The following is a 16,685-nucleotide window of genomic DNA, read 5'->3' as shown; positions in this document are numbered from 1 at the left end:
TATCAACCTTCCGTAAGCTTCAGGCCTGCCGGGGAGGACGTCTCGGCCGCGCGCGCCATAAAGGCGAGCATCCAGCCAGCGATGACGACATAGCACGGTATGGCCAGCGCCATGAACGCCTCGGGAACACCGATGCGGGGCGCGAGATGGACAAAGATCTGCGGTATGACGGCGCCGCCGGAATAAGCCATGACCAGAAAGGCCGTCGCCGTTCCCGGGTCCGCTCCGGCCTCGGCCAGCACAACCGGGAAAAGCGCTGGCAGAATCATCGCGTTGGCGAACCCAAGCAGCGCCACGCACAGGACCGGCGCGATTCCGGAGCCGGACGTCGCGGAGGCGAATAACGCCAGCAGGCAGAACGCGATGCCGAGAACGCAGCAGAACACCGTATAGCGTCTCTGCGTGACGAAACGGGGCACGACGACCATGCCGACTAGGTACCCCGCCATCATGGCGGCAAGCGTGAGCGCCGTCAGATATTTGGTGACGTCCAGGGACAACCCGAACGAACGTCCGTAAAGTCCGATCGCGTCGCCAGCGAGAACTTCGACGCCGACGTAAAGAAACATCGACAGCACCCCGGTGGCGAGCCAGAGCGGATGCGCGCGCGCGCCTGAGACTGCCGGCGTCGCCGCTTCAAGAGAAATTTCAGGAAGCGAAGACCGCGTCACAAGTATGGCAAGCAGGACCAGCACCCCGGCCATCGCCGCATAAGGCGTATGAACTGCGTGCGCGAAATTAGCCAGAATCGTGTCGCGTTCGGGCCCCGCAGGAATGGTGCGAAGACTGGCGGCGACGTCGCTCACATGCGGCATGACCAGCACGGCGAACAGCATGGGGGCCAGAATGCCAGCGAACTTGTTGGCCGTGCCCATGATGGCGATGCGCTGCGCCGCGCGGTCATGGTCGCCAAGAAGGCTGACATAAGGGTTGACCGTGATCTGCAACAGGGAGAGCCCTGCGCCGATGACCGTCAGTCCCCCAAGCGCCCCGGCGTAGAATCGCGCCGTGACGCACTCGCCGAAAAGAGCGGTCCCCGCCGCCATGACGAAGAGAGCGACGATCAGCCCCTTGCGAAGCCCGATCTTTCGGGAAAGCATCGTCGCGGGAAGCGGGAAGAAAAAATACGCCAGATAGAAACACATCGGCACGAGAAAAGCCGTGACATCGTCAAGGCTGAAGGCCACCTGCACAAAGGTGATGAGCGGGCCGTTCAACCAGGTCACGAAGCCGATGCTGAAGAACAGCGCCGCCATGATGAGCACCGGCCGCCAGCCATAGGAGCCAGCCGGGCTCTCGATCATTTTCCGCAACGCCTTACTCCCTGTTTTCAGGAGGCGCTGCGCAGAGGCGCCCCGTCCCGTTCGGTCGTCCGTTCTAGAACATCATGCGATCGGACGAAAACCGTCAGCGATGACAACATGCCCGGTAAGCCGTGGCACGCCACGGTTTACCGGGATCCGGCGTCAACGCGTAAAATAGGCGCGACGGCTGCGGGACATGCAGCCGTTGCTTAACATCAGAACCCTGCCGAGAGGGACACAAAAGCCGCAAAGTTACCGGCGACCATATAAGTCGGCGAGCTGCCAGCGTAAGTCGCGCCGGTCGAGGTCACGCGCGAATTGGCGCTGGCCGTATAGCTAGCGGCGCCGGACAGATATTTGTTGTCGCCGATATTCATCAGGTTCAACTGAATCTGCGGATGGCGAACGCGTCCGTAAGATTTGAAGCGATAGCCAAGCGTGACGTCGGACGTCAGGTATGCTGGCATCTTCTGGTCGTTCATGAATGTCGTGTACTGGGTGTCCACGTAACGCAGCTGGAAGTTTCCGAAATAGGTGCCGTCGTCATAGCTCAGGCCAATAGCGCCAGTAAATTTCGGCGAACCGACGGCAGTTTTTCCTGCTGTCGGCAGCAAGCCCGAACCCGTGTTGTAGTTGTTGTCAAAGGTCGCATGCAGATACTGCCCTGAGAAATAGGGGGCGAAGTGATGCCACCGCTTGAAGCCCAGTTCCGCCTGAACGCCGCGCGCGGTCTCGCCGCCGACGTTGATCGGACTTGAGATCAGCATGTTGGTGTTCGGGATGTAGCCGCTCGACGTCACCTGATGGTTCGTCATGTTGTAATTGAAGAACGACGCTTGGAAGTTATAGAACGACCCCTGATGGCGATACCCGATTTCTTCACCGATTGAGTATTCCGGCTTCAGGCTCGACGGCTGCTCGACGGCGTGCGAGCTGTTCGGGTCGAAAATCTGAGAATAAGCCTCGACCGATTCCGGCGCACGGAAAGAAGTGGTGCCGTTGATATAGACCTGATCATGCGGCGTGATCTGATAGCTGGCGGCAAACTGCGGCAACGGTTCGAAGTAATTGCCTTGCAACTTGTACGGATCAGCGCCGGGGATCAGGTTCGTGCCCTGACGTGACACCATCGCGACACGGAAACCGGCGCTGAGGGTCAACTTGTCATGAAACAGCTTCTGGGTGTCGGCAATGAACAGCGTATTGACCTGCTGGACGAAGTTCAGGTCATAGCCGGAAAGAATCTTTCCGTTGACTGTGATGACGTCGCCCGACCATCCCTGCCCGTTGGCATAGACCGGGCGGAAATCCGAAAGCTCCTCATGCGTCGTGTATGCGTACCACCAGCCGAACGAGAAGGTGTTCGACTTCGTGATCGCCCAGTCAGCGGAGACGTTGATGCCACCCGTTTTCTGATTCCACGGATCGCGGCTGGAGGTGAGGATGTTGCCATTGACATTGGTGCCAGCAGTGATGGTGCCATACTGCTGCGTTCCGTAATAACCGCCTGAGGCCGGGATATTCTCACCGCCGAGCGACGGACCGAACTGATGCACGTAATACGGCGTCACCTGCAGCTTCAGCTTGTCGGCCAGCGTGAAGTGCATCGGCAGCACAATCAGCTGGCTGTTCAGGTTGCTGCGGTTCAGCTTGTAATACGTGCTATCGCCGGGCGTGAACTGGGACGCATAGTTGAAGCCAAGACCATACTCTTTCCACTGAGCCTTGGTTGGCTCACGCCAGGACGTAGCCTCCTGCCGGTTGTAGGAGAATACAGCGGCGATGCTGTTGCCCTGACCCCATTCCTTTACGAATTTCGAATCAAGGTGATAGCGAAACAGCCCGCCCGGGCCGCGGAAGTTGTTATAGCCGGAATGCGAGAACGACACGAAACCACGAATACCGGTGTTTCCGATATCGCCTGTTTCCAGACGAAGGAATTCCTTGTTGGCGCTATGCGTTCCTCCGCCTGCCTCGATAAATCCTCCGGCTTTATGCGACGGATTGATCTCTGTCGCGGTGATCTGTCCGCCAACGGCGTTATAGAACGGGGCGTTCAGATCCGGCTGCCCCTGCGACACCGTGACAGAGCCGAGGTTTTCCGTATCCACCAACATGGTGGTATACGGCGCGTAGTTAATCGGATCCGCCAGCGGGGCGCCCTCGAACAGGTAGCCGATCTGGGTCTCGTTCATGCCGCGCATGGTGATGTGATCACCGGTCATGCCCAGCGGATCCTGCGACGACATTGTGGCGCCCGGAAGATCGGCGATCAGGGACGCGATATTGGACGTCGGCGACTGTTTGGCGATGAAATCGCGCGTGACGCCGCTCTGCGAGCGGGGCGCCGTCTGGACCGGCATCAATCCGCCGCCCGGAGTACGGTTTGTGATACCCGTCGCCGCAGGAAGACCACCCTTTACCGAAATTTCCTCTGGCGTCTGCGTGAACTGCCCCAGAACCGACGCGGACAGACCGCTTGCGGACGGCGCATCCGCCGCCGCAGCGGATGCGTGACGAACATTGCCCTTGCCAACCGCCTTAACTTTTGGAGCCGTCTGCGCATGAGCGCCTACTCCAAAAAGCCCGATAAGAACCGTGCAGGACACTGAAATCTGTCGTAGGGACACTCGCATCGCGCTCTATTCCTCAATTCGAACGGCGCCTCCGTTCGTTGCCAACCTGAAATTAGAATGATCAGGCGCGCTTTTGTCCGCAATATCTACAAAAGCCTCATATATTAATTTATCATATAAACAAATTATTTCCGTTTCGTACCCAGCTCATTGTTGTGAAAATGTCACATTTCTGTCGCACAATGAGGGCGCAGACGACAATCAGCCTGCACTGAAAACCGAGACGCGCACGCCTTACAATTCATCCGAGCCGGAAATGAAGTAGCGTGCGGCGAGACTCGCCGCGCCGCTGGCGAAGTTGTCTGGCGCAAAGTCGCGGAACGTAACCATCGTCCCCGGTCCCTCCCGGTGGAGAATATGGGAATCCGCTTCCTTGCGCAGCGCATGAGCGAAAACGCTATCGTGCAGCGCCGGGTCCAGCATCACCACGACGTGGCTGGGATCCAGCATCTGAATCAGTTGCGCCGTGGCCAGGCCTAGCGCCGATCCTGCCCGATGCAGCAACGCCAGCGCATCCGGCTGCCCTTTCGCCGCCAGAGCAGCCAGCGGACCGATCTCCTCAGGCAACCCCGCTCGACGCGCGGCATTGGTGATCGCCAGAAGGGACGCGACCGTTTCAAGGCACCCTTTGTTGCCGCAACGACAAGGGGCGGCCCCGAACCCTTCGATAGCTATGGGAGCATGCGATATTTCGCCAGCGCCGCCCGCGTTGCCGCGTAACAGGCGCCTGTTGACGATGTGCGCGCAACCGATGCCGTAGCTGACGAAGACCATGCTGAAATCAGGACTTCCGCGCAATGGGCCGAATAATTGTTCGCCCAGAATCAACGCATTGGCGTCATTTTCCACCCAGGTCGGCAGCCCAGTGCGCTCTGTCAGCGCCGCGCCGATATCGACATTGCGCCAGCCAAGCGCTGTTGAGGCGACACAGGTATGGCGATCATGCGAAACGAATCCGGGGAGCGCCACACCCACGCCTGACAGCCGCTCGGTCGATGCGCCGCCCGCAGCACGCAATTGATCAATTGCGTCGACCAGACTTTCAACGCACAGATCCGGGTCCTCCGCGCGCGGCACCTCCACACGCGCCAGCACAGAGCCGTGCAGGTCGGTCAGCACCAGCACGGCCGGATCCTGCTGCAGGGACACGCCTATGAAACTCGCTGCGTCGGCGCGCACCGCCAGCGAAACAGACGGTCGCCCGACTCCAAACACAAGCTCCTGCTCACACAGGATATTCTGGTTCAACAAATCCCGCACGAGTCCCGAGATACTCGCCTTGCTGACACCCAGTGTGCGGGCGAGGTCTGTGCGACTGCACGGTCCGCCGCGGCTGAGAGTCGTTAGTATCTGGTAATGGCCGGGCGAAAGCATAGCGGCTCCAGTAGCAGCGTCCGTCCACAGAACGGCGGGAAAATGACGCCTACCATTTTTTTATGAAATGAACCATTTGCGGCGCAATCATTGTGTCTTATTTACAAAAAACCGGACGTTCGATAACCGAATTCAATCGACGGAGCCTTCCACGCAGATCGAAGAGCGTGAGACAGAGATGCGGAAACCTCTATGATTCTATGCGCGGATATCGGCGGCTCCTTTATTGATTTCGCAGTCGTCAGCCCGGACGGCCGCGTCGCCCACCGTCAGGCTGAACCGACTCCGATCCACGATATACGAGCATTTGCCGACATCCTGACGAAACTTTGTGCACCATGGCCTGACGTCGCCCTGCACATCGCCATCGCCGGCGTCGAAAACCCTGAAACTGGCGTCGTCCACGCCGCAAATATTCCATGCCTGGCGAACGCGCCGCTAACGTCGCTTTTGCAGGAACGCACGCAGCGAAAGGTTCTGATCGCCAACGACGCAGATTGCTTCGCGCTGGCGGAGGCGCGTTTTGGCGTCGCTCGCGGCCATAAGAATGTGTTCGGCGTCATTCTCGGCACAGGCGTCGGCGGTGGCCTGGTGATCGATGGGCGTCTCGTGCGCGGCCTTGGCGGCGTGACGGGGGAATGGGGACATGGACCATTCATCATCCCCCCTCCGGCGACGCCACCCGGACTCGACCTTTCCGGCGTCATTCCTTCATTTCGATGCGGATGCGGACAGACCGGCTGCCTCGACACCATTGCCGGCGCGCGGGCGCTTGAGCGCCTGCATTTGTGGGCTGGCGGTTCGGCGGCGACCAGCAGGGAGATACTGACGCAGTGGGAGAGCGGCGAGCCTGAGGCCGGGCGGACTATGGACATCTATCTCGCCTACCTTGGATCTGCGCTCGCGTTGGTCGTGAATACGACAGGCGCTACGATCATTCCCGTGGGAGGCGGCCTCGGCGGCTCTGCCGCCCTGATCGCCGCGATCGATCGCGGCGTGCGGCAGAAAATTCTGGTGCAGTGTGATGCGCCGTTGGTTGTACAAGCAGTTTTGGGCAGAGACGCCGGGCTGCTCGGCGCCGCTTGCCTTGAATGTGAGAGCGAGCGGCGCTAACGCCGCACCGTGACGTAAGACCGACGCCCGAAACGCACGAGCAATGATCCAATTACTGGCGAAATAACCGTGTCAGTCGAAGAACCATTACGTCCTGCGGAGAGTAGCGCGTCAACGCAGCTGTCAGCAGAACATTTTCTGCATTAACAAGCTTGCATGTCGCGGCAGCGATGTTTGGGAAATCTGAGAATTTTCACGTCGCTCGTCCGCGACGCCTACCGTCGGTAGGAAAACGCTCGAGCTTGCAAAAATGTCAGGCTGGCAAACGGCCGTTCAAGCTTCATCAGACACCTTCTTTGACTGGTGCGCCTACGAACGCCCCTGCCTATCTCGGCGTGCGAATAAAACGCTATTTTTGCTGTGGCAAAATTTTCAGCCGATCTGCCGGGTCGGTTACCGGCAGACGCGTCGCGTGCCGTCAGACGCGATGTAGGTTAACGTCGCCGGGTCGAAGCAGGCGTTTTGTACGCAGCTGTCGCCACTCGACAAAGGCTGGGGATAAATCGATGCGCCAGTCGCGTTGGCTTCCTGCGCCGCAGCGCCACAAAGCGGCGTATTGTTTGGCGCAGAGGGATCATTGACCAGCTTTGTTCCCTCGGGCGGCGGAATTTCCGCGACTGTGCCAGGCGGGAAGTCCTGCGGCGGTATGCGCTTTGGCGCCTCCGCAGGCGGCTGAGCGTCAGCTGCAGGTTGGGAGGCGGACTCGGTGTCCGCGCAACCAGATAGACCTGCAAGACAAAAAGCCAGAACCGGCAGCAGCGCCGAACGCCGCAGACCAGAGCCGGAACGCAGGGAGAAACGCGAAAACGTCGGAGAATTAAGCCTGTGCATCGCGTCGATAATCCTCACCTTACGTCCCGAAGGGTGAATCAACCCGATCAGGCGTTGCCAGCTGTCTGCGGGAACTCGGCGCGACGCGCCTGCCACAGGGCGACGAAGTCGATCGGCTGCAGCACAACCGGCGGGAATCCGCCGTCACGCGTCACGTCGCCCATGATATTGCGGGCGTAGGGGAAAATCAGACGCGGCACTTCGACGAGCAGCATCGGCTCGACCAGTTCCGGCGGCGCGTTGGTCAGCGTGACGACAGCGGCATAGGTCAACTCGGCGATGAACACCTTGCGACCAGCAGGACCACCCTCGGTCTCAGGAGCTTCGCTCGCTTCCGACTTGATGGTCAGAGCGACTTCGAACACCTGCTGGTCGTTCTGCAGGCGGTTCGCCTGAACGTCGATGTTCACCGAGATCTGCGGCGCGGCGCGCAGGGAGGCGAAAATTTCGGCCCCGGCCGGAACCTCGAACGACAGGTCCTTGGTGTACTGTAGGTTGATCGCCAGCGGCAGAGCAGGCGGAGCGCCCTCGGCGATGGTCTGGTTCGTGTCGGACATGTGGTCGATTCCTTCGTCTCGTGCCGTGGTAGGGCTCTCGCGGCGGTAGCATGGCGTGCGCGCTTCGCCAACCGTCTCGCGGCCGGAAGATTATTGAAGCTTCAGCCCGGTATGCTCAGTGCGTCAAAGGCGCCGTCGGGTCGAGGCGACGCCAGCTCCCGTTCTCCATGCTGACGCGAGCGAAGGCGACGAGAAAGCCCCAGTGGGACACGACCAGCGTGTGCGGCCACTCCGGGTCCGCCGCCATCTCCGCGCGGAAGAGGGCGGCACGCTCCTCGACTTCCTCAGGCGTTTCAACGCCTTCAGTCCACCACTGCTCCTCCAGTCCGGAGAAATCGAGTCCTGGCCATTGCAACGCCAGTTGAGCAGGCGGGGAGCCGATATCGCACGAAAACGCCGCGCGCTCCCGGATGAGCGGGCGCACCTGAGGCGTCAGGGAAAGCGCTCGCGCAACCGGCGCGGCAGTTTGCAGGGCGCGCGTGAACGGAGAGACGAGAATCCGGCGAATTTTCTGCCCGGCCAGCGCAGTCACCAACCCATCCGCCTGTGCCAGACCATGAGTGGACAAGGGTGGATCGGAGATGCCTGGATCGCGCCGCGTGGCAGTGAACAGGCGATTGAACTCGCTTTCGCAGTGTCTGAGAACGATCATGCTTCTGAGATAGGACCTCAGACCGTCGCTCGGCAATGACTTTGGCGCTCCCCGCCCCCAGTCGTTTCGCGCAATATAAAGCGATGCTGCTCTGTGGACCGACAGACGCTATGGACCGTCGGTCATTGCGCCCGCCTGCGCCCCTGCCTATTCTGTTGTATCTGGACCAGACGTTCAGGGCGCGTCAGAGCGTGACGCCCTGAGCATGAACTACGGATGACGCCGCACATGGATTTCTCCCTCGGCCACTTTCCGGTCGATATCGTTCTCTTCGCCCTGATCGCGGCGTTTCTCGCCCTTCGCTTGCGCAGCGTTCTGGGCAAGAAAGCGGGGCTTCAGGCTGCGCCCATGGCGCCGCCGATGGCGCGCGAACCCGTTGGCCCCATTATCGAAGGACGACCTGAGCAGAGCCCGACGCCGAAATTCGACATCCCGGCGTCCGGCACGCGTGTCGGACAAATCCTCGCCGCCGTGGCGGAGAAAGATCGCGGCTTTACCGCGCAGCAGTTCCTGACCGGTGTGGAAGGAGCGTTTCGTCAAGTCGTTACAGCGTTCGCAGCCGGAGATCGCGCCGTGCTGCGAGAGCGGTTGACGCCGGAAGCCTTCACTGCGTTTGACGCCGCGATCACTGCGCGCGAAGCGGCCGGACAAACTCAGCGTAGCGAGATTCGCGGCATCAACTCGATCGCGATCGAAGATGTCAGGATGGCGGACATCGCTGCCGGCACGGCAGTCTCGATCGACGCACGCGTGGTGTCGGACCAGATCAGCCTGACCGTCGATTCTAACGGGCAGCCTGTGCACGGCACGGAATCTGTGACCGAATTCTCCGATCTCTGGACATTCGAGCGCCTTCTCAACGCTGGCTCCAGCTGGCGCCTGTCTGCCGCGCGGAGCGCCTGACGCTGCACAGGCTCGCCCGGAGCGCTAAAACCGTATGCCTGTGAAGCCTTCGAAACCGACCTCCGGACGGTCGGAAGCGGGTGAGCACGCCACAAAAGCGTCGCCTCTATCGCCTGAAGCGTCTTCCTCCGCCACCCCGGCGACGAAGCCTGCCCGCCTTCGCCGTTTTCATGTCGCCGGGCAGGAAATCGTGCTTGGCGACTGCCTCCAAGCACTTCAACGCATGAAGGCGGGCGAAATCGACGTTGTGGTCACTTCGCCGCCCTATAATATCGGCCTGGGCTACGCGAAGTACCGCGATCGGCGTCGGGAGGACGAGTATCTCGACTGGATGGTTGAGGTCGCGACCGAAATTCGCCGTGTGCTCCGGACCGACGGCTCGTTTTTCCTCAACATCGCAGGCACATCCGCAGAACCTTGGCTGCCGTTCGAACTCGCCGTGCGTCTGCGCTCCCTGTTCGCGTTGCAGAACCATATCTCGTGGGTGAAATCGATCGCAATTCCGGGCGATTCCGTAGGGCATTTCAAGCCGGTCAACAGCGCCCGCTACGTCAATCGGAATCACGAACACCTGTTCCACCTCACGCTGAGGGGCGACGTTCCGCTGGATCGATTGGCCGCGGGCGTACCGTTCAAAGATAAGAGCAATATCGCTCGCCGTGGCCACGCGCAGGACCGCCGCTGTCGCGGCGACACCTGGTTCATACCGTATGAAACCGTTCAGGACCGGCTACAGAAATTCAATCACCCCGGCACATTTCCTGTGCAGTTGCCGGAACTCTGCATCCGCCTGCATGGCAAACCGAAAGCCCGCGTTCTTGACCCGTTTATGGGAACCGGAACGACCTTGCTGGCCGCCGCACGGCTAGGCGCGCGCGGGATCGGTCTGGAAATTGACCCGTCCTACGTCGCGGTGGCGCGCCAGCGGTTAAGCGAGGAGCCTGCAAGCGACGATGAATGATCGACATTGCCGATTGTTTTCATCAAAATTATTATTTTGACAGATTAACGCCTACCCCTCACATCAATGCACAAAATGCATAGCATCGACATGGGGGCGCAGGTGAAACGCATTGTTCTGGGAATCGCAGGGGCTGGCCTGCTCGCTTACGGCGCTACGGTTGCTTATCTGACGTATTATGATCGTGCTGGCGCGCCACAGCTTCCTGCGGAATCCCCCACGCAGCACAACCCGGTCGCTCTGGCCGCGTTCAACGCTCTGGATGAAGCGCGTTGCGACTATTGCCATACGCAAGGCGCCGCCCTCCCCTTTTATGCAAGCCTGCCGGGCGCTCACCAACTGATGCAACACGACCTGCATGAAGGCCTGCGTCATTTCCGGATGGAGCCGGTGATCGAGGCGTTTCGTAAAGGCGAAGCGCCGAGCGAAGAGCAGCTGTCGCGTATCGAAGAGGTCATTCAACAAAACCGGATGCCTCCGGCGCAGTATCTGCTGATGCATTGGCATGCGCATCTGTCGGGCGATCAGCGTAACGCCATTCTGGACTGGGTGAAGGCGGAGCGACGCGCGCATTACCAGACGGCCGGGGTCGCGCCCGCTTTCGCGGCCGAACCTGTACAGCCCATCCCCGAGAGCCTGCCAGTCGATAAGGACAAGGTCGCTCTCGGAGAAAAACTGTTTTTTGACAAACGCCTTTCCGGCGACGGCACATTGAACTGCGCCAGTTGCCATGGACTGGACAAGGGCGGCGTCGACAATCTGGTGACAGCAACCGGCATCAAAGGCCAGAAGGGCCCCATCAACGCGCCGACCGTCTACAATTCAGCCTACAACATCGTCCAGTTCTGGAATGGGCGCGCAAGGACTCTGGCCGATCAGGCGGCGGGGCCGGTCATGAACCCGAAGGAGATGGGGTCGCACGATTGGTCAGAGGTCGCGGGGAAGCTGTCGTCCGATCCATATTATACAGACGCATTCGCCCGGCTTTATCCCGACCAGCCGGTTGGCAAGGACACGATTACCGACGCGATCGCGGAATATGAAAAAACGCTGATCACGCCGGATAGTCGCTTCGACCTGTATCTGAAAGGGGACGCCTCCGCGCTGAACGCTCGGGAAAAGCACGGTTACGAACTCTTCAAGAGTGTTGGCTGTTCAGGCTGCCATAACGGTCCAGCCATGGGCGGCGGCGCAATGGAAGTCATGGGTCTGGAAGGCGATTACTTTCATGAGCGCGGCGGCGCGCTGACCGACGCCGACAGCGGACGCATCGCAGTGACGCAGGACGAACTCGATCGCGAGCGTTTCCTCGTGCCGACGTTGCGTAACGTCGCGCTGACAGGCCCATGGTTCCACGACGGAAGCGCCAAGACACTGGAGCAGGCCGTGCGCAAAATGGCGCTCTACCAGACCCCGCGTCATGATCTGTCGAAAAATGATATCGATGATATAACCGCATTTCTGAAAACGCTCACCGGACGTTACAACGGCAAGCCCCTGGATGCGACGTCCGGCGCCGGACAGTAAAACCTTGGAGGATCGGCCGACGGCTTTCGCCGTCGCGCCGCTCGGATTTCTGAGATGCTGCGTTCCGACGTCCTCGCAATCGACCGGCCGCGGTAGCTTCAAGAAGTTTTCGTCAATCCGACAGTGGCCGGTCAACGGATACATAAGTCTAGACGTCGGATCCACAACAGGGCGGGCTATTGGCCTCATAGTAAAAGCGGAATCATGGAAAACGGGACTGAGTTGACTTGCCAGGCCCCTCACACTTGACGAAGGCTTTCAGGACCGCTTCCTCGATGTCCGTGTCCGGGGCGTCTAGAGGCGCATAAAAGATAGGCCTTCGTTTCGATCGCCGTGCAATGACACGCCCCCCAGCAGCGACGTGACCAAATTGCGACGCGTCGCGTTCGCCATGCGCTCTCACACCTTTTGGCAAACAATTAGACTCGCCAAAACGCTTCTCTGGCGAAAGACATACCCGTCCGAAGAACGCATCCAGGAGGCGACGTCGTCCTGAGGGCAGCGGTTTCTGCGCACATGTTCGAGAAAAATACTGGAGTCCAAATCTTTTTTCCGGCACAGAATATCGGCTCTTCTTAGGAAAATTCTAAGCAAACCCTATCAATTCAATTGTTTCGATCTCGTTGGAATTTCACTAGCAAGGATTACGCGCCTCTGGCAGAGGCTTCATATGTCCGTTCAGGAGAAACCTCCGGCATGTCGGCAGGAAATGCAGTGGAAACCGTCGATACCCTCATTATCGGCGGAGGGCAGGCGGGTATCGCGATGAGCGAACATCTCGGCAAGCGAAACATTCCATATCTTGTTGTCGAACGCGGAAAGATCGCCCAGCGCTGGCGCGCGGAGCGTTGGGATTCCCTCGTCGCAAACGGCCCAGCGTGGCATGACCGCTTCCCTGGCCGCAAGTTCGAGCAACTCGATCCTGACAGTTTCGCATCGAAATCCGATATCGTCTCGTATTTCGAGGGATATGTAGACCAGATCGGCGCGCCCGTTCGTTGCGGCGTTGAAGTCACAGCGCTGCGCAGCGCCCCGGAAGGAGAAAGCTTCGAAGCGGAGACGGCTGGCGGGACGATCCGGTGCCGAAACGTGGTCGTGGCTACCGGCCCGTTTCAGCGGCCGACCTTCCCTGCCATTCTGCCGCCGGACAGCGGCGTCGACCAGATTCATTCCAACGCCTACCGCAACCCGAGCGCCTTGCGTGACGGCGGCGTGCTCGTGGTCGGCGCCGGATCGTCGGGCGCACAGATCGCCGCGGAACTGCGCCGCGCAGGACGCGACGTATGGCTTTCCGTCGGCCCGCATGACCGGCCGCCCCGCCGTTACCGTGGGCGCGATTTCGTCTGGTGGCTCGGCGTTCTGGGAATGTGGGACATGAAAGTTCCCGGCCCCGGCACCGAACATGTGACGATTGCGGTCAGCGGCGCGCGCGGCGGGCATACGGTCGATTTTCGTGATATCGCGGCGACGGGCATCACCCTTGTCGGTCGCACCGAAGCTTATGAGAACGGCGCATTGCGTTTTGCCGCCGATCTCGAACGCAACGTGGCCGCCGGCGACGCCAATTATCTTGCGATGCTCGACGCAGCGGACGTTTACGTCCGCGAACATGGCCTCGATCTGCCCGAAGAACCCGAAGCACGCGAACTTGGCGCGTTGCCGGACTGCGTGACAAATCCATTGACGGCACTGGATCTGGCGAAGGCCGGGATCAGAACGATCATATGGGCGACCGGCTATCGATTGGATTTCGGATGGATAGATCTTGACGTTTTTGACGAGCACGGACAGCCGCGCCATGATTGCGGCGTTTCAGAGACGCCCGGCCTCTACTTCCTCGGCCTCGCGTGGCTATCGCGGCGCGCATCGCCCTTCATCTGGGGAGTATGGCACGACGCGGATTATCTCGCCGGCCACATCGCCGAGCGCGAGACGTCCCCCTTTGCGTGACATTACCTTACGCTGCTGGCGTCTGCTCTGGCGTCAGCAGCGTAAGGCGTCGCCCGCCACAAATACCCTGCTTGTAGCGGCCTGATCTCAGATCGACTCAAACGATGGCGCTGCTGTCTCCGGATCGATCGAGGTCAGGAACCGCGACACCAGATCTTCGCCCAGAGCGGGGGCGCCACACATCATTGCGATCGACAGCCCCAGCAAGGACGAAGCGGACGTGTGGCGCGCGGGCTGCTCGGTCGCGGCGATTTCCGGCGGTGGGGCACGCAGGTCCATGACCAGCGTCGGGCAACAGAACAACGCGCAGCGCAAGGTCTCACGCCACTCTGCAGGAAGAGCGCCACGAGCGTGCAGATCCACCAACAACGGACGCCACAACAGACGCGCCTTGCCTTGCAGAAAAGCACGCCGCAAAGGCGTAAGCGACCAGTTGGTCGTCACATGCGCGACGCCTCCCTCCAGCCGGAGCGTAGGGGACCTGGCAAGGTCAGCCGGATGGTAAAGCCAGTCGGCATGGGCAAAGATATTGTGAAATGTCGCTTTCACCTCGGCGAGCAGTGCCGGAATATTACGCCCAGCGAACGCCGGATCAAAAAAGGTGAGTGAGGCAGGCGCATCGCCTTTCGCAACCGTGAACCAGACATTGGCGTTATGTGCGTCGCCATGCGCGATCACGCCGCCATACCGCGCGAGGGATGCAGGCGATAGCAGGGCGAGACTGCGCTCGAGTATGCCGCCAAGCGTGCCTTCATAGCGCGTGCCGTCGATCACCCAGTCGAGCGCCTTCACCTGCGCCCCTGTCAGCGTCGCGCCCGACAACGCGAAGAGTCGGTCGTCAGCAAAGAATGCGGCCGCACGGCCGCCCAGAGAAACATGGCCATCCGCACCCGCCGGAGCGGCGAGCCGGTGGTAGAATAGCTGATGGATCGGCTCGGCGGCGCTCTCCACCGCATCGATCGGATGCCAGGTATCGCGATATATTCTGACGCTGAGACGATCGAGAGCATCCTGCGCGCACGTCAGAGACTTACGATCGCCGCCCGCGAGCGGACTCGCCTGATCCACAGCGCGTGCCGCGTCCGCCAGACGCGGCGTGGCGCGCCGGTCGTAGAGCAGAATCTGACGCCCTACCCGCCGACACACATAAGCCGGCATATCCACGGGGTATCCCGCGTCCTGCAGGATCTCGCCACGATAGAATTCCTCGAGAACCGACTCCTCGCCTTCCTCATGATGAAACTTGAAGAAGAATACGGCGCCGTCGTCGCGCGTCACGAATCCATTTACTGAATTGAGGCTGTAGCCGTCTGTACCGAAAGAAATATCGTGAGACTCAAAGCCGAACTCTTCCCTGATCAGTTGCGCAAGCGCCAGACCGGCCTCATCAAGTCGACCTTCACGCCTAGCGCGTAATATCCCGGCGGCTCCCACTTCGCGCGGCGCGGCGACGCTCATCGCAGCGCAACCTCTGGCATTGGACGGGCGGAAGAGACCGCGCGTGCATGACCGTCAAAACCTTCGAACCGCGCGAAGCGTTCCGCATGCCATGCGGCTTCGGGGTACGCCTCGTCAGACACGCGGGCGAACGACATCCGTTTCATGAAATCATGAACGGATAACGGCGAGTGTGTCCGCGCAGCACGATTGGTCGGCAAAACCGCGTTCGGACCGAGCACATAATTACCCAGCGTCACCGGCGTCGCATGCCCGAGAAGGACCTCTCCCGCGTTACGGATGCGGCCCAGATCGGCCATCGGATCGGCGGTCAGGATTTCAAGATGCTCAGGCGCGTAGGCATTGGTGAACGCGACTGCCGCGTCGAAATCTTTGGTCAGAATAATGCCGCCATGCTCGCCGCCAAGAACAGCACGAGAGAAGCCTGCCCGCTTCGCTTCCATTGCCGCCCAATGAGTTTCCAGAGCCGTGCGTACGCCTTCCGCCACGCGGCGACTGCTGGTGACGAGCCAGGCGGAAGAATCAGGTCCATGCTCGGATTCAATGATCAGATCCAGGGCGGCAAGAACCGGATCGACGCTGTCGTCAGTGAGAATAATCGCCTCGCTCGGCCCCGCAGGCACGCCGGGATCGAGAATATCGCTCAGCAGACGTTTCGCCGCCACCACGTATGGGCTACCCGGACCGACGATTTTCGCACAGGCAGGCACTGTTTCCGTACCAAAGGCGACCGCTGCGACCGCCTGTGCTCCGCCACACTTATAGACGTCCTTGACCCCGATCAGTCGCGCCGCCACCAACGTTCCCGCGTCCACGCGCCCGTCATGCGCTGGAGGCGTCACGACGATCAGACGCGGCACGCCCGCAACCGTGCCGGGGATGGCCGTCATGTTCAGGACGCTCGGGAACGATCCTTTGCCACGCGGCACGTAACACGCCACAGAATCGATGGGGAGGCACCGGTCTCCCGCCCAGATTCCGGGTTGAACCTCTATCATCCAGCTATCTTCGGGCTTTTGCGCCTCATGAAAGCGCCGGATGTTCCCTATGGCGTATTTGATGGCGTCCATTACGTCGGGTTCGATCACGGCGAACGCTTCGTCGAACTCCTCTTCCGTCGCGCGGATCGTCATCTCCGACGCCGTCACCCCGTCGAGTTCGCGAGCGAAATGCAGCAGGGCGGCGTCGCCATCTTGCTTGACCCGCTCAATGATAGGCTTCACACGCTCAAGAAAAACAGACAGGTCGCTCTCCGTGCGTTTAATCAGCTCAGGAGAGAAGCCCTTGGTCACGCTGAGATCGTGGAAAGTCACGGAGAAATCAGACATCGAGATGGTTCCTGCGTTGAGCGGCGCACGAGAACGACCGCGTGAAGATAGGAAGGCGAAAGGCCCCACGCGCAATGCCGTCAACACGGGC

13 protein-coding genes are annotated in these 16,685 nt (G+C 60.5%); 5 read left to right on the top strand and 8 right to left on the bottom strand.

Features of this window, described 5'->3' with window-relative positions; genetic code table 11:
* Positions 1-2: 2 nt before the first annotated feature.
* The 3 genes from gluP to J2D73_RS03615 form a co-directional block, all read right to left on the bottom strand.
* Positions 3-1,304, bottom strand: coding sequence for a glucose/galactose MFS transporter (gene gluP, locus J2D73_RS03625; RefSeq protein ID WP_207879454.1), 1,302 nt, complete (start codon positions 1,302-1,304; stop codon positions 3-5).
* A 215-nt stretch (positions 1,305-1,519) separates the two neighbouring features.
* Positions 1,520-3,940, bottom strand: coding sequence for a TonB-dependent receptor (locus J2D73_RS03620; protein WP_207879453.1), 2,421 nt, complete (start codon positions 3,938-3,940; stop codon positions 1,520-1,522).
* Between the two features lie 234 nt (positions 3,941-4,174).
* Positions 4,175-5,314 carry an ROK family transcriptional regulator gene (locus tag J2D73_RS03615; protein ID WP_207879451.1) on the bottom strand — a complete coding sequence of 380 codons (1,140 nt, stop codon included), beginning with the start codon at positions 5,312-5,314 and terminating at the stop codon, positions 4,175-4,177.
* A gap of 192 nt (positions 5,315-5,506) precedes the next feature.
* On the opposite strand from J2D73_RS03615, the gene J2D73_RS03610 reads away from it, so the two are divergent.
* The gene (locus J2D73_RS03610; RefSeq protein WP_207879449.1) at positions 5,507-6,427 is read left to right on the top strand and encodes an ROK family protein; all 921 of its coding nucleotides are present in this window, start codon (positions 5,507-5,509) and stop codon (positions 6,425-6,427) included.
* Between the two features lie 393 nt (positions 6,428-6,820).
* Here J2D73_RS03610 and J2D73_RS03605 read toward each other — a convergent pair whose 3' ends face one another.
* The 3 genes from J2D73_RS03605 to J2D73_RS03595 all read right to left on the bottom strand — a co-directional run bounded on the left by J2D73_RS03605 (position 6,821) and on the right by J2D73_RS03595 (position 8,467).
* Complete coding sequence (locus J2D73_RS03605) at positions 6,821-7,258, bottom strand: hypothetical protein (RefSeq protein ID WP_243429608.1); 438 nt, start codon at positions 7,256-7,258, stop codon at positions 6,821-6,823.
* Between the two features lie 47 nt (positions 7,259-7,305).
* Positions 7,306-7,815: a protein-export chaperone SecB gene (secB, locus tag J2D73_RS03600; protein ID WP_026398054.1), complete on the bottom strand. Its 510-nt coding sequence runs from the start codon at positions 7,813-7,815 to the stop codon at positions 7,306-7,308.
* A gap of 115 nt (positions 7,816-7,930) precedes the next feature.
* On the bottom strand, positions 7,931-8,467 hold the full coding sequence (locus J2D73_RS03595) for a histidine phosphatase family protein (RefSeq protein WP_086643607.1): 537 nt from the start codon (positions 8,465-8,467) through the stop codon (positions 7,931-7,933).
* A gap of 228 nt (positions 8,468-8,695) precedes the next feature.
* On the opposite strand from J2D73_RS03595, the gene J2D73_RS03590 reads away from it, so the two are divergent.
* From J2D73_RS03590 to J2D73_RS03575, 4 genes are all read left to right on the top strand, one after another.
* Entirely contained in the window at positions 8,696-9,370 is a 675-nt protein-coding gene (locus J2D73_RS03590; protein WP_207879447.1) for a Tim44/TimA family putative adaptor protein, read from the top strand.
* A gap of 34 nt (positions 9,371-9,404) precedes the next feature.
* Positions 9,405-10,331: a DNA-methyltransferase gene (locus tag J2D73_RS03585; RefSeq protein ID WP_207879445.1), complete on the top strand. Its 927-nt coding sequence runs from the start codon at positions 9,405-9,407 to the stop codon at positions 10,329-10,331.
* Between the two features lie 102 nt (positions 10,332-10,433).
* Complete coding sequence (locus J2D73_RS03580) at positions 10,434-11,858, top strand: cytochrome-c peroxidase (protein WP_341535015.1); 1,425 nt, start codon at positions 10,434-10,436, stop codon at positions 11,856-11,858.
* Between the two features lie 696 nt (positions 11,859-12,554).
* A complete protein-coding gene (locus J2D73_RS03575; RefSeq protein WP_207879443.1) occupies positions 12,555-13,808 on the top strand; it encodes a flavin-containing monooxygenase in 1,254 nt (417 codons plus the stop codon).
* Positions 13,809-13,895: 87 nt separating this feature from the next.
* Here J2D73_RS03575 and J2D73_RS03570 read toward each other — a convergent pair whose 3' ends face one another.
* Together J2D73_RS03570 and hisD are read right to left on the bottom strand one after the other, a co-directional pair.
* Complete coding sequence (locus J2D73_RS03570) at positions 13,896-15,266, bottom strand: hypothetical protein (RefSeq protein WP_207879442.1); 1,371 nt, start codon at positions 15,264-15,266, stop codon at positions 13,896-13,898.
* Positions 15,263-16,594, bottom strand: a complete 1,332-nt coding sequence (gene hisD, locus J2D73_RS03565; protein WP_207879441.1) for a histidinol dehydrogenase — start codon at positions 16,592-16,594, stop codon at positions 15,263-15,265. The genes J2D73_RS03570 and hisD overlap by 4 nt, the downstream gene beginning before the upstream one ends.
* Positions 16,595-16,685: the final 91 nt, after the last annotated feature.

Source organism: Acetobacter sacchari (genome assembly GCF_017377715.1).
Lineage (GTDB): Bacteria > Pseudomonadota > Alphaproteobacteria > Acetobacterales > Acetobacteraceae > Acetobacter > Acetobacter sacchari.
Note: the sequence above shows the minus strand (reverse complement) of the source record. Positions and strands in the feature narration are given on the sequence as shown.

Excerpts from the sequence above, each read along its gene's own strand:
- gluP (WP_207879454.1), bottom strand. The coding sequence starts at position 1,304 with ATGATCGAGAGCCCGGCTGGCTCCTATGGCTGGCGGCCGGTGCTCATC.
- J2D73_RS03620 (WP_207879453.1), bottom strand. The coding sequence starts at position 3,940 with ATGCGAGTGTCCCTACGACAGATTTCAGTGTCCTGCACGGTTCTTATC.
- J2D73_RS03615 (WP_207879451.1), bottom strand. The coding sequence starts at position 5,314 with ATGCTTTCGCCCGGCCATTACCAGATACTAACGACTCTCAGCCGCGGC.
- J2D73_RS03610 (WP_207879449.1), top strand. The coding sequence starts at position 5,507 with ATGATTCTATGCGCGGATATCGGCGGCTCCTTTATTGATTTCGCAGTC.
- J2D73_RS03605 (WP_243429608.1), bottom strand. The coding sequence starts at position 7,258 with ATGCACAGGCTTAATTCTCCGACGTTTTCGCGTTTCTCCCTGCGTTCC.
- secB (WP_026398054.1), bottom strand. The coding sequence starts at position 7,815 with ATGTCCGACACGAACCAGACCATCGCCGAGGGCGCTCCGCCTGCTCTG.
- J2D73_RS03595 (WP_086643607.1), bottom strand. The coding sequence starts at position 8,467 with ATGATCGTTCTCAGACACTGCGAAAGCGAGTTCAATCGCCTGTTCACT.
- J2D73_RS03590 (WP_207879447.1), top strand. The coding sequence starts at position 8,696 with ATGGATTTCTCCCTCGGCCACTTTCCGGTCGATATCGTTCTCTTCGCC.
- J2D73_RS03585 (WP_207879445.1), top strand. The coding sequence starts at position 9,405 with ATGCCTGTGAAGCCTTCGAAACCGACCTCCGGACGGTCGGAAGCGGGT.
- J2D73_RS03575 (WP_207879443.1), top strand. The coding sequence starts at position 12,555 with ATGTCGGCAGGAAATGCAGTGGAAACCGTCGATACCCTCATTATCGGC.
- J2D73_RS03570 (WP_207879442.1), bottom strand. The coding sequence starts at position 15,266 with ATGAGCGTCGCCGCGCCGCGCGAAGTGGGAGCCGCCGGGATATTACGC.
- hisD (WP_207879441.1), bottom strand. The coding sequence starts at position 16,594 with ATGTCTGATTTCTCCGTGACTTTCCACGATCTCAGCGTGACCAAGGGC.